Source organism: Silvania hatchlandensis (assembly GCF_025564065.1).
Lineage (GTDB): Bacteria > Pseudomonadota > Gammaproteobacteria > Enterobacterales > Enterobacteriaceae > Enterobacter > Enterobacter hatchlandensis.
Genome location: NZ_JAMGZK010000048.1, coordinates 41,543 through 55,327 on the forward strand (window position 1 = coordinate 41,543; position 13,785 = coordinate 55,327).

The 13,785-nt window shown below is 55.6% G+C and carries 14 protein-coding genes; 8 read left to right on the plus strand and 6 right to left on the minus strand.

All coding sequences use genetic code 11. From position 1 onward, the window contains the following. Positions 1–42: 42 nt before the first annotated feature. Genes M8014_RS11355 through M8014_RS11365 form a run of 3 tightly spaced genes read left to right on the plus strand, consistent with a single transcriptional unit; the run spans position 43 to position 2,180 of the window. On the plus strand, positions 43–1,065 hold the full coding sequence (locus tag M8014_RS11355; protein WP_271282684.1) for a hydrolase: 1,023 nt from the start codon (positions 43–45) through the stop codon (positions 1,063–1,065). Continuing rightward, positions 1,062–1,280 (plus strand): YheU family protein, encoded by a 219-nt coding sequence (locus M8014_RS11360; RefSeq protein WP_271282547.1) that lies wholly within the window; start codon positions 1,062–1,064, stop codon positions 1,278–1,280. Before M8014_RS11355 ends, M8014_RS11360 begins: the two co-directional genes overlap by 4 nt. Before the next feature lie 30 nt (positions 1,281–1,310). Further along, complete coding sequence (locus M8014_RS11365) at positions 1,311–2,180, plus strand: phosphoribulokinase (protein ID WP_271282548.1); 870 nt, start codon at positions 1,311–1,313, stop codon at positions 2,178–2,180. A gap of 95 nt (positions 2,181–2,275) precedes the next feature. Here M8014_RS11365 and M8014_RS11370 read toward each other — a convergent pair whose 3' ends face one another. Continuing rightward, entirely contained in the window at positions 2,276–2,680 is a 405-nt protein-coding gene (locus M8014_RS11370; protein ID WP_271266524.1) for an OsmC family protein, read from the minus strand. A 309-nt stretch (positions 2,681–2,989) separates the two neighbouring features. Here M8014_RS11370 and crp point away from each other — a divergent pair, with 309 nt between their 5' ends. Both crp and M8014_RS11380 read left to right on the plus strand, forming a co-directional pair. Continuing rightward, on the plus strand, positions 2,990–3,622 hold the full coding sequence (crp, locus tag M8014_RS11375; RefSeq protein ID WP_000242758.1) for a cAMP-activated global transcriptional regulator CRP: 633 nt from the start codon (positions 2,990–2,992) through the stop codon (positions 3,620–3,622). 57 nt (positions 3,623–3,679) lie between these two features. Further along, positions 3,680–5,767: a YccS/YhfK family putative transporter gene (locus M8014_RS11380; RefSeq protein ID WP_271282685.1), complete on the plus strand. Its 2,088-nt coding sequence runs from the start codon at positions 3,680–3,682 to the stop codon at positions 5,765–5,767. A gap of 19 nt (positions 5,768–5,786) precedes the next feature. Here the strand turns inward: M8014_RS11380 and argD are convergent, their stop codons facing one another. From argD to ppiA, 5 genes are all read right to left on the minus strand, one after another. Further along, complete coding sequence (gene argD, locus M8014_RS11385) at positions 5,787–7,007, minus strand: bifunctional acetylornithine/succinyldiaminopimelate transaminase (protein ID WP_271282549.1); 1,221 nt, start codon at positions 7,005–7,007, stop codon at positions 5,787–5,789. 87 nt (positions 7,008–7,094) lie between these two features. Beyond that, on the minus strand, positions 7,095–7,658 hold the full coding sequence (gene pabA / locus M8014_RS11390) for an aminodeoxychorismate synthase component 2 (RefSeq protein WP_271282550.1): 564 nt from the start codon (positions 7,656–7,658) through the stop codon (positions 7,095–7,097). A 30-nt stretch (positions 7,659–7,688) separates the two neighbouring features. Continuing rightward, positions 7,689–8,291: a putative adenosine monophosphate-protein transferase Fic gene (locus M8014_RS11395; protein ID WP_271282551.1), complete on the minus strand. Its 603-nt coding sequence runs from the start codon at positions 8,289–8,291 to the stop codon at positions 7,689–7,691. Then, the gene (locus M8014_RS11400) at positions 8,281–8,448 is read right to left on the minus strand and encodes a YhfG family protein (protein WP_271282552.1); all 168 of its coding nucleotides are present in this window, start codon (positions 8,446–8,448) and stop codon (positions 8,281–8,283) included. The genes M8014_RS11395 and M8014_RS11400 overlap by 11 nt, the downstream gene beginning before the upstream one ends. Before the next feature lie 108 nt (positions 8,449–8,556). Next, a complete protein-coding gene (ppiA, locus tag M8014_RS11405) occupies positions 8,557–9,129 on the minus strand; it encodes a peptidylprolyl isomerase A (RefSeq protein WP_271282553.1) in 573 nt (190 codons plus the stop codon). Positions 9,130–9,407: 278 nt separating this feature from the next. Between ppiA and tsgA the strand changes: the two genes are divergently transcribed. The 3 genes from tsgA (at position 9,408) to nirD (ending at position 13,737) form a co-directional block, all read left to right on the plus strand. Further along, positions 9,408–10,592, plus strand: coding sequence for an MFS transporter TsgA (tsgA, locus tag M8014_RS11410; protein WP_271282554.1), 1,185 nt, complete (start codon positions 9,408–9,410; stop codon positions 10,590–10,592). Between the two features lie 278 nt (positions 10,593–10,870). Continuing rightward, positions 10,871–13,414 carry a nitrite reductase large subunit NirB gene (nirB, locus tag M8014_RS11415; RefSeq protein ID WP_271282555.1) on the plus strand — a complete coding sequence of 848 codons (2,544 nt, stop codon included), beginning with the start codon at positions 10,871–10,873 and terminating at the stop codon, positions 13,412–13,414. Next, positions 13,411–13,737 (plus strand): nitrite reductase small subunit NirD, encoded by a 327-nt coding sequence (gene nirD / locus M8014_RS11420; protein WP_271266532.1) that lies wholly within the window; start codon positions 13,411–13,413, stop codon positions 13,735–13,737. The genes nirB and nirD overlap by 4 nt, the downstream gene beginning before the upstream one ends. The last annotated feature ends 48 nt before the right edge of the window (positions 13,738–13,785 follow it).

A 13,785-nucleotide genomic window follows, 5' to 3' on the forward strand; every position in this document is an offset into this window, starting at 1 on the left:
CAGGTATAGTAAATGACTGACAAGAATCAATATCGCATCGTTATGACCCAAGTTATTCCATCAGATTTCGATATCTCGACCGAAGAGAGCGCAGCATTCGTGCCAATGCGGGGCGTCGCGAACCCGCACCTGCAAACCATGCTGCCCCGGATTTTGCGCCGAAAACTGCAATTTGCGCCGCACTGGCAGCGCCTTGAGCTACCGGACGGTGATTTCGTGGATTTAGCCTGGAGCGAAGATCCCGAGCAGGCCAGACACAAGCCGCGCCTGGTGGTGTTTCACGGTCTGGAAGGTAGCCTGCACAGCCCGTATGCCCACGGCCTGATCCACGCGGCGAAAGCGCGCGGCTGGCTCGGCGTGGTAATGCATTTTCGCGGCTGCAGCGGTGAGCCAAATCGTCGCGAGCGTATTTATCACTCCGGCGAAACGGAAGACGGCACCTGGTTTTTACACTGGCTAAGAGACAACTTTGGCAGCGTCCCAACCGCCGCCGTCGGCTATTCGCTGGGCGGCAACATGCTCGCCTGCCTGCTGGCTAAAGAGAGCGATAATGCTCCGCTGGATGCGGCGGTGATCGTCTCCGCGCCGTTTATGCTTGAGCAGTGCAGCTATCATATGGAAAAGGGCTTTTCGCGGGTTTATCAGCGCTATTTACTGAACTTACTCAAGGCCAACGCCGCGCGTAAGCTGAAAGCCTATCCGGATACCTTGCCGGTCAGCCTGCAACAACTTAAGCGTATGCGCCGCCTGCGTGAATTCGACGATATGATAACGTCTAAGATTCACGGCTTTGCTGACGCCATCGACTATTATCGTCAGTGTAGCGCCATGCCGCTTCTGAATCAGATAACCAAACCGACGCTGATCATCCATGCGAAGGATGACCCTTTTATGGATCATCACTCCATTCCGGCACCGGAGCATCTGCCCGCAAACGTGCAGTATCAGTTGACGGAACACGGCGGCCACGTCGGCTTTATCGGCGGGACGTTGCGTCGACCGAAGATGTGGCTGGAAACGCGCATCCCTGACTGGCTAACCTCTTTTCTGGAGAGAATAAAATGATGATTCCGTGGCAGGATCTGGCTCCCGAAACGCTGGATAGCCTGATTGAAAGCTTTGTATTACGCGAAGGCACCGATTATGGTGAACATGAACGCTCGCTGGAGATGAAAGTCGCCGATGTTAAACAGCAGCTTAAAAGCGGTGAAGCCGTGCTGGTGTGGTCAGAACTACACGAAACGGTGAATATTATGCCTCGCGGTCAGTTTCGCGACTGATCGCCCCCTCTTTCCATTCAGGGAGTTGCTATGTCCGCCAGACATCCGGTTATTGCCGTTACAGGATCCAGTGGTGCGGGTACCACCACCACCAGCCTCGCCTTTCGCAAGATCTTCTCCCAGCTTCATCTCCGGGCAGCGGAAGTGGAAGGCGACAGCTTTCACCGCTATACCCGCCCTGAAATGGACATGGCCATTCGCAAGGCCCGTGATTTAGGCAAACACATCAGCTACTTTGGCCCGGATGCCAACGACTTTGGCCTGCTGGAGCAAACCTTTGCCGAGTATGGACGCAGCGGTACGGGTCATGCGCGCAAGTACCTGCACACCTACGATGAAGCGGTGCCGTGGAACCAGGTACCGGGCACCTTCACACCGTGGCAGCCGCTGCCGGAACCCACCGACGTACTGTTTTATGAGGGGTTACACGGCGGGGTCGTCACGCCGCAGCACGACGTGGCGCGCCATGTTGATCTGCTGGTGGGCGTCGTGCCGATTGTCAACCTGGAGTGGATCCAGAAGCTGACGCGCGATACCAGCGAGCGCGGACACTCGCGAGAAGCGGTAATGGATTCAGTGGTGCGCTCCATGGAAGATTACATCAACTTCCTCACCCCACAGTTTTCACGCACCCACATTAACTTCCAGCGCGTGCCGACGGTGGATACCTCCAACCCGTTTGCCGCCAAAGCTATTCCTTCGCTGGATGAGAGCTTTGTGGTGATTCATTTCCGCAATCTGGAGGAGATCGATTACCCCTGGCTGCTGGCCATGCTGCAGGGTTCGTTTATCTCGCATATGAATACACTGGTGGTGCCGGGCGGGAAGATGGTGCTGGCAATGGAGCTGATCATGACGCCACTGGTTCAGCGGCTAATGGAAGGGAAGAAGATCGCCTGATTTCGTGCCCGGTGGCGCGATGTTTACCGGGCCTGAAGGTGTATTCCGGGCCCGTAGGCCGGGTACAACGCGCCGCCCGGCGTTTTACGTAAGCCCTACGCCTCGATCACTTCATACGAGTGCGTGATCTTGACTGCTTTTTCCAGCATCAGCGCCACCGAGCAGTACTTCTCAGCCGACAGGTCGACCGCACGGGACACCGCCGCATCTTTGAGCTCTTTGCCGGTTACCAGGAAGTGCAGATTGATATGGGTGAACAAACGCGGCGCTTCCTCACGACGTTCAGACGTTAGCTTCACTTCGCAGTCGGTCACATCGTGGCGCCCTTTTTGCAGGATCGATACCACGTCGATCGCACTGCATCCCCCCGCAGCCATCAGCACCACTTCCATTGGACTTGGCGCTTTGTCACCGGAGTTGCCATCCATCAAAATCTGGTGCCCGGAAGCTGACTCGCCGAGGAACGTTAACCCTTCAACCCATTTAACACGCGCTTGCATTTTATTCACTCCAGGTTTGCATTTTTCATGACAGATTACGCGCCAGTAACAATTCTGGCAACGGAAGGCGACCTGCATCAAGCTGAAGCGAGACACCAGGAGACACGCAGCAAAACCTATGCTAAAACAGTCGGGATGCTACAGTAATACATTGACGTTACACATGTATGCAGAGGACATCACACATTACAGGCTGCTAATTTTGTGACAGCCCGTTTCCCAGGTACGGGGAAGAATTCGATTGCAACCCCAGAGTAAAAGGTGCACATCCTGGCTCTGGAGATAGCTTATAACAGAGGATAACAGCGCATGGTGCTTGGCAAACCGCAAACAGACCCGACTCTCGAATGGTTCTTGTCTCATTGCCATATTCATAAGTACCCATCGAAGAGCACGCTGATTCACCAGGGTGAAAAAGCGGAAACGTTGTACTACATCGTCAAAGGCTCAGTAGCAGTGCTGATCAAAGATGAAGAAGGCAAAGAGATGATCCTCTCTTACCTGAATCAGGGAGATTTCATCGGCGAGCTGGGCTTGTTTGAAGAAGGTCAGGAGCGTAGCGCCTGGGTTCGTGCAAAAACCGCGTGTGAAGTGGCAGAGATCTCCTATAAGAAGTTCCGCCAGCTGATCCAGGTTAACCCGGATATCCTGATGCGTCTCTCTTCGCAGATGGCTCGCCGTCTGCAGGTTACGTCTGAGAAAGTGGGTAACCTCGCCTTCCTGGACGTTACCGGCCGCATCGCTCAGACCCTACTGAACCTGGCGAAACAGCCCGATGCCATGACTCACCCGGACGGAATGCAAATTAAAATCACCCGTCAGGAAATCGGTCAGATCGTCGGATGTTCTCGTGAGACAGTGGGTCGTATCCTGAAAATGCTGGAAGATCAAAACCTGATCTCCGCCCACGGTAAAACTATCGTGGTCTACGGAACGCGTTAATTCCGTGCAAACGGCGTGACATCGCAAGGTGGCACGCCGTTTTTGTCTCTCTCACCCATGTGGCGCAGACTCATCTATCACCCGGAAGTTAACTACGCACTGCGGCAAACCCTGGTGCTGTGTCTCCCTGTGGCTGTGGGTTTGATCCTGGGCTATCTGCAACAAGGTCTGCTCTTTTCGCTGGTTCCGGCCTGCTGCAATATCGCCGGTCTCGATACCCCGCATAAACGCTTTTTCAAGCGCCTGATTGTCGGCGGGTCGCTGTTTGCTGGCTGTAGCCTGGCCGTACAGCTGTTACTGGCGCAGGATATCCCGCTACCGCTAATTCTGACCGTACTGGCGATGACCCTGGGCGTGACAGCGGAATTAAGCTCGCTGCACGCACGTCTGCTGCCCGCCTCGCTGATTGCCGCCATCTTTACCCTGAGCCTGGCGGGGAACATGCCGATCTGGGCGCCGCTGCTGATCTATGCCCTGGGCACCCTGTGGTACGGACTGTTTAACTGGTTCTGGTTCTGGTTGTGGCGCGAACAACCGCTGCGTGAATCGCTGAGTTTGCTCTATCAACAGCTTGCCGATTATTGCGAAGCAAAATATACCCTGCTGACGCAACACACCGATCCCGAAAAATCGTTACCACCCCTGCTGGCCCGCCAGCAGAAGGTCGTGGATCTGATTAGCCAGTGCTATCAGCAGCTGCACATGCTGGCAGCCAATAAAAATCATGAATATAAACGCCTGCTGCGCACCTTCCAGGTGGGACTCGATCTGCAGGAGCATATCTCCGTCAGTCTCCATCACCCGCACGAGGTGCAAAAGCTGGTCGAGCGCAGCCACGCGGAATCGGTACTGCGCTGGAATGCCCGGACGGTTGCCGCACGACTGCGCGTGCTGGCGGACGATATTTTGTATCACCGCTACCCTACCCGTTTCACCATGGATAAGCAGCTTGGTGCGCTGGAGAAAATCGCCCGTCAGCATCCGGATAACCCGGTAGGCCAGTTCTGTGCATGGCACTTCAGCCGCATTGCCCGCGTGCTGCGGACCCAGCGCCCACTCTATCCACGCGACCTGATGGCAGATAAGCAGAAACGCCTGCCGCTGATCCCGGCCCTGAGAAGCTATCTATCGCTGAAATCCGCTGCCCTGCGCAACGCCGCACGCATCAGCGTGATGCTGAGTATCGCCAGCCTGATGGGCGTTGCCCTGCATCTGCCGAAACCCTACTGGATCCTCATGACAGTGCTGTTCGTAACCCAGAACGGCTATGGCGCCACACGGGTACGCATCCTCCATCGGGCGGGCGGCACACTGGCAGGGCTGATTATTGCGGGTATCGCCCTGCACTTCCACGTGGCGGAAGGTTTTACGCTGACGGGGATGTTGGTGATTACGCTGGTGAGTTACCTGTTTATTCGCAAGAACTATGGCTGGGCGATGGTGGGCTTCACGGTCACGGCGGTGTATACCCTGCAGCTACTCACCCTGAATGGCGATCAGTATATTATCGCCAGGCTGGTCGATACCCTGATTGGCTGCCTGATTGCCTTTGGCGGGATGGTGTGGCTGTGGCCGCAGTGGCAAAGCGGGCTATTGCGTCAGAACGCCCACGATGCGCTGGAAGCGGATCAGGAGGCTATCCGGCTGATCCTCAGTGACGATCCGCAGCCGACGCCGCTGGCCTGGCAGCGCATGAAGGTTAACCAGGCGCACAACGCCCTATTCAACTCGCTGAATCAGGCGATGCAGGAGCCCGGCTTTAACTCGGCTTATCTGGCGGATATGAAACTGTGGGTCACGCACAGCCAGTTCATCGTCGAGCATATCAACGCGATGACCACCCTGGCGCGCGAGCATACGATGCTGACGCCAGACCTGGCCCAGCGTTATCTGCAGTCGTGTGAAATTGCCCTTCAGCGCTGTCAGCAGCGTCTGGAATATGATTCAGCCGGTGAAAGCGGCGATGAGAATATCCTGGAAGCACCCGAAACCCTGACGTATGGCCCGATGAGCACGCTGGAACAACATCTCCAGCGCGTGCTGGGGCATCTGAACACCATGCACACCATTTCGTCAGTGGCATGGCGGCAGCGCCCGCATCACGGCATCTGGTTAACCCGACTTCTGAAACGCACGCCGTATTAAATACCGGCTTTGCACGGGCTTACGCCTGAACAACGCTCTTCACCGCGTTGGCAAAGCGCGTCATCCCTTCGTCGATGTCCTGATCCTCAACCACCAGCGACGGCGCAAAGCGCATCACGTCCGGTCCTGCATTAAGCACCATCACACCGGCATTCGCCGCCGCGTGGAGGAAATCGCGCGCCCGACCTTTGTATTGCGGTTTCAACTCGGCGCCAATTAACAGCCCCATGCCGCGAATGTCGCTAAAGACATCGTATTGCGCATCGATCTGCTGAAGATGCTGCACAAACTGCTCGCGCTTGTGGTTCACGCCGTTCAGCACTGCCGGGGTATTGATGATGTCGAACGCCGCGCCGGCAATCGCGCAGGCCAGCGGGTTGCCGCCGTAGGTAGAACCGTGGGAGCCCACGTGGAATGCCGAGGCAATGTCCTGGGTAGTGAGCACCGCGCTCACCGGGAAACCACCCCCGAGCGCTTTGGCGCTGGTCAGGATGTCCGGGGTCACACCGTAGTGCATGTAGGCAAACAGGTCACCGGTGCGTCCCATCCCGCTCTGGACTTCGTCGAAGACCAGCAGCGCCTGGTGCTGGTCGCACAAATCGCGCAGCCCCTGCAGGAATTCAGGGGTCGCCGCCATCACACCGCCTTCGCCCTGAATCGGTTCAACCACCACCGCGCAGGTGTGATCGTCCATCACCGCTTTAACCGCATGCAGATCGTTAAACGGGACGTGGACAATATCTGCCGGTTTAGGGCCAAAGCCATCGGAATATTTTGGCTGACCGCCCACGGAGACGGTAAACAGCGAGCGGCCGTGGAAGGCGTTGTGGAAAGCGATGATTTTACTTTTGTACGGACTATGGCGCGTGGACGCATAGTAGCGCGCCAGCTTGAATGCCGTTTCGTTAGCTTCGGTGCCGGAGTTCATAAACAGCACGCGCTCGGCAAAGGTGGTGTCGATAATTTTACGCCCCAGACGCAGTGCGGGTTCATTGGTGAACACGTTACTGGTGTGCCACAGGGTTTCGCCCTGGGTTTTGAGCGCCTCAACTAACGCCGGGTGACAGTGGCCTAACGCCGTCACCGCAATGCCGCCCGCGAAATCAACATACTCTTTACCCTGCTGATCCCAGACCTTGCTGCCCTTCCCCTTTACCGGGATAAACTCAGCCGGTGCATAAATTGGCAGAATAACTTCATCGAATGTCGCGCGCGTAATTGCAGATTGTTCAGTTGCCATGTAACCCCACCCTTTTTTAAGCAAGAAGCAGAAGTGAAAATATAATCACGAAATATGCTTAAAAAATCACTTTATGGCAACTAAAAATCAACGATTGAGGAAATTAGCCAGCAGCTGATGGCCCTGCTCGCTGAGAATACTCTCGGGGTGGAACTGCACACCTTCCAGATCCCATTCCCGGTGACGGATCCCCATTATCTCCTGGGTTTCGCTCCAGGCGGTAATCTCGAAGCAGTCCGGCAAGGTCGGTGGGTCAATCACCAGCGAGTGATAGCGGGTCACGGTCAGGGGATTATTCAGGCCGCAGAATACACCTGTACCGGTGTGCGTCACCGGGGAGGTTTTGCCGTGCATCACCCTGGCCGCACGAACGATCGTCGCCCCAAACGCCTGAGCGATAGCCTGATGGCCTAAGCAGACGCCCAGAATTGGCAGCGTGCCGGCATAGTGGCGGATAGCCGCCAGCGAAATGCCGGATTCGTCCGGGGTACAGGGGCCGGGGGAGATCACAATTTTTTGCGGGTTGAGCGCCGCGATATCCGCCAGCGACAGGGCGTCATTACGCCGGACGATAACCTCGGCACCCAGTTCACAGAAATACTGGTATAGGTTCCAGGTGAAGGAATCATAGTTATCAATCAGCAGAATCATGGTGGCTCCCGAAAAAATGGCCGCCCTATTCTACTCAGTTTCCCGTGCTTCGCTCACCACTTTGCTGAAGATTGTATTGAGCGCGCTCAGATCCCCCATCGCCCCGCTCTGGTTGGCCTGCGCCCAGTCATCCGGATCGATATCGCGCCAGTCGAGCTGGTAGCCCGCATGGATCGCCAGCTGTTCAAAGAAGATCCGCTGCACAATGCCGTTACCAATGCGAAACGGATGCAAGACATTGATTTCGCAATAGTAATGGCTGAGTCGGTTAATAAAGGCCTCTTTCGCCAGCCCGACGAGGTAGCCCTCATCCTCCAGATCCTGCATCAGGGCATTGCCCTCTTTTTCGATATAGGCAAAGTGGCAGAATCGGGTATCACCCTGATAAATATCGATCTCCCGGATATCACCCGCCCAGTCAAAAATATCCTGGTAAAGATGCTGGTGAAGGGCGCACAGGTGCGGCAAACCGCGCGAGGGCGGCCCCAGGTTTAACGTCGCGGCGCGCAGGGCGGTTAATTCATATGCCGCCTGTGCCAGGCGCTCGGCCTGACGAATGCCCAGCCGGTTACGCATCACGTTCAGCCCGGAATAGAGGTAGGGATCGCGGCCATTGCCAAATTTATCGCTCATAGTGCCTCCTGAGTTCCTCAAGGCGCACCTGCGCATCGGCTGCGCTGAGTGTGACTAGCGGGCTGTCGACCCCTTCAAGACGTCGACTGGCCTGAAAATTTGCGTTTCGCTGCTGTTCCCAGAGACGGGATTTTTGCTTGTCAGTGAGTTTTTTCACCTGTTACCTCCCTGAATGGGCCCGTGTTGCCACAAGTATAAGCAGCAAACTGCGGTTTCGCAGGAAGGGAAAGGCAACGCGGACAACAGATGCCCGCGCAATCAACGATTAAGGCAGAACTTTAGCGGAGAGGATAACAACCGGTTTTGTCGGGACATTCTGGTAAGGGCCGACGTTATGGGTCTGCACCTGAGAGATTTTATCGGCCACGTCCATGCCTTTCACAACTTTACCAAATACCGCATAGCCAAAATCACGCTGGCCGTGGTCGAGGAAGGCGTTATCCGCCACGTTGAGGAAGAACTGGCTGGTCGCGCTGTCTTTGTCGGCAGTGCGCGCCATGGAGATGGTGCCACGGGTGTTGCGCAGACCGTTATCCGCTTCGTTTTTGATTGGCGGGTTCGGCTGCTTCTGCTGCATCTGCTCATTGAAACCACCGCCCTGCAACATAAAGCCCGGGATCACGCGATGGAATGTGGTGTTGTTGTAAAAACCGCTGTTAACGTAGTCGAGGAAGTTTTTCACAGAAACGGGAGCTTTCTGGCTATTCAGTTCCAGCTCAATATTACCAGCAGAGGTGGTCAGCAGAACGTGCGGGTCTCCTTTGGCTGCCAGCGCAGCAGGAGAAAGAGCAGATAAGGCAAGTACAGCCGCGACAGCCGCCAGGGTTGATTTGAGCATGAGAATTCCTTAACAAAGCGCAGTAAAGAAAGCGAGTGGCTTGATTCTAAAGAGCAGTATGGGCATAGGCCAGCCATTTACCTAATTTTACGAATTTGAAACAGATGTAACCGTCGGGCCAATGGTTGCAGGCAATTACGATGCGACATTAATCACACTCATTGCTGCAATTAATATTTAATTTCTCACAAAAGATTTAATTAGATCACATTCACGACTAAAATCTGCCCGTTCGCAGCGCCGTCAATGCGCTTTACATTTCTATTCACAGGCCAGTCATGACTAACAGCAATCGTATCAAGCTCACATGGATCAGCTTCTTCTCCTACGCCCTTACCGGTGCGTTAGTGATCGTCACCGGGATGGTGATGGGGAATATCGCAGACTATTTCAATCTGCCCGTTTCCAGTATGAGTAACACCTTTACCTTCCTTAATGCCGGGATCCTGATCTCTATTTTCCTCAACGCCTGGTTGATGGAGATCGTTCCCCTGAAAACACAGCTGCGTTTTGGCTTTGTCCTGATGGTCGCCGCCGTCGCAGGACTGATGCTCAGCCACAGCATCGCCCTGTTCTCCGCCGCCATGTTCGTGCTCGGGCTGGTCAGCGGGATCACCATGTCGATCGGGACCTTCCTCATTACCCATATGTATGAAGGCCGTCAGCGCGGCGCACGCCTGCTGTTCACCGACTCCTTCTTCAGCATGGCGGGGATGATCTTCCCGATGGTTGCCGCCGTTCTGCTGGCGCGCAGCATCGAGTGGTACTGGGTGTATGCCTGCATCGGCCTGGTCTACGTGGCCATTTTTGTGCTGACCTTCGGCTGTGAATTCCCGGTACTCGGCAAAAAAGCCGTTCAGAACGACAACCCGGTGGTGAAAGAGAAATGGGGGATCGGCGTGCTGTTCCTGTCGGTAGCCGCTCTGTGCTACATCCTCGGCCAGCTGGGCTTTATCTCCTGGGTTCCGGAGTATGCGAAAGGGCTGGGCATGAGCCTGAACGATGCCGGACAGCTGGTGAGTGATTTCTGGATGTCATACATGTTCGGTATGTGGGCGTTCAGCTTTATCCTGCGCTACTTCGACCTGCAGCGGATCCTCACCGTCCTGGCGGGTGCGGCAACCGTGCTGATGTACCTGTTTATCAACGGCACCGCAGAGCAGATGCCGTGGTTCATTATGACGCTCGGCTTTTTCTCCAGCGCCATTTATACCTCACTCATTACCCTGGGCTCTCTGCAGACTAAAGTGGCCTCGCCGAAGCTGGTTAACTTTGTCCTGACCTGCGGCACCATCGGCACCATGCTGACCTTCGTGGTCACGGGTCCGATTGTGGCGCACAGCGGTCCGCTGGCGGCGCTGCACACCGCAAACGGTTTGTATGCCGTGGTGTTCGTCATGTGCCTGGTGCTGGGTTTCGTCACCCGCCATCGCCAGCATACGGTCGCCGCCGCGTCTCACTGATCCGCTTGTTGTTCCCCGTCTGAAAAGAGGCCGCTTCTGCGGCCTCCTCCAAATTGCTCCTCAAATAAAGAGGAGTATGCATTTCGATTAATAAGCCGCCTAATTTGTATACAAAATAGCGTTGCTGAAAAGCCTGCCATTTCCGGTACTTATAAAAACCCTGACAAATCAGCAATATACTCCTTAGGGAGTAGTTACAGGCTGAATTGATTTACATCAATAAGTGCCGTTGCTGAATCGTTAAGGTAGGCAGTAATAGAAAAGAAATCGAGGCAAAAATGAGCAAAGTCAGACTCGCTATCATCGGTAACGGCATGGTCGGTCACCGCTTTATTGAGGACCTTCTCGATAAAGCCGATGCTACCCAGTTCGATATTACCGTGTTCTGTGAAGAACCCCGCAAGGCGTACGACCGCGTGCACCTCTCCTCCTACTTCTCACACCATACCGCCGAAGAGCTCTCTCTGGTACGCGAAGGTTTTTACGAGAAGCATGGCGTGAAGGTGCTGGTGGGCGAACGCGCTATCACCATTAACCGTCAGGAAAAAGTGATCCATTCCAGTGCGGGACGCACGGTTTTTTACGACAAGCTGATTATGGCGACGGGCTCTTATCCGTGGATCCCACCGATCAAGGGTTCAGAAACTCAGGATTGCTTCGTTTATCGCACCATTGAAGATCTCAACGCCATCGAATCCTGCGCCCGTCGCAGTAAACGCGGCGCGGTGGTCGGTGGCGGTCTGCTCGGTCTGGAAGCGGCCGGCGCGCTGAAAAATTTAGGCGTTGAAACCCACGTCATCGAATTTGCCCCGATGCTGATGGCCGAGCAGCTTGACCACATGGGTGGCGATCAGCTCAAACGCAAAATTGAAAGCATGGGTGTGAAAGTTCACACCAGCAAAAACACCAAAGAGATCGTCCAGGAAGGCACCGAAGGCCGCAAAACCATGCGCTTTGCCGACGGCAGCGAGCTGGAAGTCGACTTTATCGTCTTCTCAACCGGTATTCGCCCGCGCGATAAGCTGGCCACCCAATGCGGCCTGACCGTTGCCCAACGCGGCGGCATCACCATTAATTCTACCTGCCAGACCTCCGACCCGGATATCTACGCGATCGGCGAATGCGCCAGCTGGGAAAACCATGTTTACGGTCTGGTGGCTCCTGGCTACAAAATGGCGCAGGTGGCCGTTGACCATATCCTCGGGAATGAAAACGCCTTTGAAGGCGCGGACATGAGTGCCAAGCTGAAACTGCTGGGCGTCGACGTTGGCGGTATTGGCGATGCGCACGGCCGCACGCCGAAATCACGCAGCTACGTCTACCTCGACGAGAACAAAGAAGTTTATAAACGCCTGATCGTCAGCGAAGACAACAAAACCCTGCTCGGCGCGGTGCTGGTCGGCGATACCAGCGATTTCGGCAACCTGCTGCAGTTGGTGCTGAACGCCATCGAACTGCCAGAAAACCCGGATGCGCTGATCCTGCCCGCCCATGCTGCGGGCGGTAAGCCGTCTATCGGCGTCGATAAACTGCCGGACAGCGCGCAGATTTGTTCCTGCTTCGATGTCACCAAAGGCATGCTGGTTTCCGCCATCAATAAAGGCTGCCATACCGTTGCCGCCCTGAAGGCCGCAACCAAAGCCGGTACCGGCTGCGGGGGCTGTATCCCGCTGGTGACTCAGGTACTCAACGCTGAGCTGGCGAAACAGGGCATCGAAGTTAGCCACAACCTGTGTGAGCACTTCGCTTACTCTCGCCAGGAGCTGTACCACCTGATCCGCGTTGAAGGCATCAAATCCTTCGACGAGCTGCTGGAAAAACACGGTCAGGGCTACGGCTGTGAAGTGTGTAAACCGACCGTCGGCTCGCTGCTGGCTTCCTGCTGGAATGAGTACGTCCTCAAACCGCAGCACACCCCGCTGCAGGACACTAACGACAACTTCCTGGCTAACATCCAGAAAGATGGCACCTACTCAGTGATCCCGCGCTCTGCAGGCGGCGAAATCACTCCGGAAGGGCTGGTGGCCGTCGGGCGCGTGGCGCGCGAATTCAACCTGTACACCAAAATTACCGGCTCTCAGCGTATTGGCCTGTTCGGCGCACAAAAAGACGACCTGCCGGAAATCTGGCGTCAGCTGATTGAAGCGGGCTTCGAAACCGGTCACGCGTATGCTAAAGCGCTGCGTATGGCGAAAACCTGCGTCGGCAGCACCTGGTGCCGTTACGGCGTGGGCGACAGCGTCGGCTTCGGCGTTGAGCTGGAAAACCGCTACAAAGGCATCCGTACCCCGCACAAAATGAAGTTCGGTGTCTCTGGCTGTACCCGTGAATGTGCCGAAGCACAGGGTAAAGACGTGGGTATTATCGCCACCGAAAAAGGCTGGAACCTCTATGTCTGCGGTAACGGTGGGATGAAACCACGCCATGCGGATCTGCTGGCTGCGGATCTTGACCGTGAAACGCTGCTCAACTATCTCGACCGTTTCATGATGTTCTACATCCGTACCGCCGACAAACTGACCCGTACTGCACCGTGGCTCGATAATCTGGAAGGCGGCATCGATTATCTGAAGTCGGTCATCATCGACGACAAACTCGGCCTGAACGCGACGCTGGAAGAAGAGATGGCGCGTCTGCGTGATGCCGTTATCTGCGAATGGACTGAAACCGTCAACACCCCGGCGGCGCAGGTTCGCTTCAAACACTTTATCAACAGCAGCCAGCGCGATCCGAGTGTCCAGATTGTGCCTGAGCGGGAACAGCATCGCCCGGCAACGCCATACGAGCGTATTCCGGTCACTCTGGTGGAGGAAAACGTATGAGCCAGTGGGTAAACATCTGCAAAATCGACGATATCCTGCCCGCAACCGGCGTCTGTGCGCTGCTGGGTCATGAGCAGGTCGCCATTTTCCGCCCGCGTCAGGACGAACAGGTTTTTGCGATCAGCAATATCGACCCGTTCTTTGAAGCAAGCGTCCTGTCACGCGGCCTTATCGCCGAACATCAGGGTGAGCTGTGGGTTGCCAGCCCGCTGAAAAAGCAGCGTTTCCGCCTGAGCGACGGCCACTGCATGGAAGATGAGAGCCACTCTGTTAAGCACTATGACGTCCGCGTTAAAGACGGCAAAGTGCAGCTCCGGGGCTGATTGAAACGGGGGTGCAATGCCCCCGCTATTTTCTTTATTTAGCGTTTA

Bases quoted from the DNA above. Each gene is read 5' to 3' on its own strand.
- crp (WP_000242758.1), top strand. From the start codon at position 2,990: ATGGTGCTTGGCAAACCGCAAACAGACCCGACTCTCGAATGGTTCTTG.
- nirB (WP_271282555.1), top strand. From the start codon at position 10,871: ATGAGCAAAGTCAGACTCGCTATCATCGGTAACGGCATGGTCGGTCAC.
- nirD (WP_271266532.1), top strand. From the start codon at position 13,411: ATGAGCCAGTGGGTAAACATCTGCAAAATCGACGATATCCTGCCCGCA.
- M8014_RS11380 (WP_271282685.1), top strand. From the start codon at position 3,680: ATGTGGCGCAGACTCATCTATCACCCGGAAGTTAACTACGCACTGCGG.
- ppiA (WP_271282553.1), bottom strand. From the start codon at position 9,129: ATGCTCAAATCAACCCTGGCGGCTGTCGCGGCTGTACTTGCCTTATCT.
- M8014_RS11355 (WP_271282684.1), top strand. From the start codon at position 43: ATGACCCAAGTTATTCCATCAGATTTCGATATCTCGACCGAAGAGAGC.
- pabA (WP_271282550.1), bottom strand. From the start codon at position 7,658: ATGATTCTGCTGATTGATAACTATGATTCCTTCACCTGGAACCTATAC.
- M8014_RS11365 (WP_271282548.1), top strand. From the start codon at position 1,311: ATGTCCGCCAGACATCCGGTTATTGCCGTTACAGGATCCAGTGGTGCG.
- argD (WP_271282549.1), bottom strand. From the start codon at position 7,007: ATGGCAACTGAACAATCTGCAATTACGCGCGCGACATTCGATGAAGTT.
- M8014_RS11395 (WP_271282551.1), bottom strand. From the start codon at position 8,291: ATGAGCGATAAATTTGGCAATGGCCGCGATCCCTACCTCTATTCCGGG.
- tsgA (WP_271282554.1), top strand. From the start codon at position 9,408: ATGACTAACAGCAATCGTATCAAGCTCACATGGATCAGCTTCTTCTCC.
- M8014_RS11370 (WP_271266524.1), bottom strand. From the start codon at position 2,680: ATGCAAGCGCGTGTTAAATGGGTTGAAGGGTTAACGTTCCTCGGCGAG.
- M8014_RS11360 (WP_271282547.1), top strand. From the start codon at position 1,062: ATGATGATTCCGTGGCAGGATCTGGCTCCCGAAACGCTGGATAGCCTG.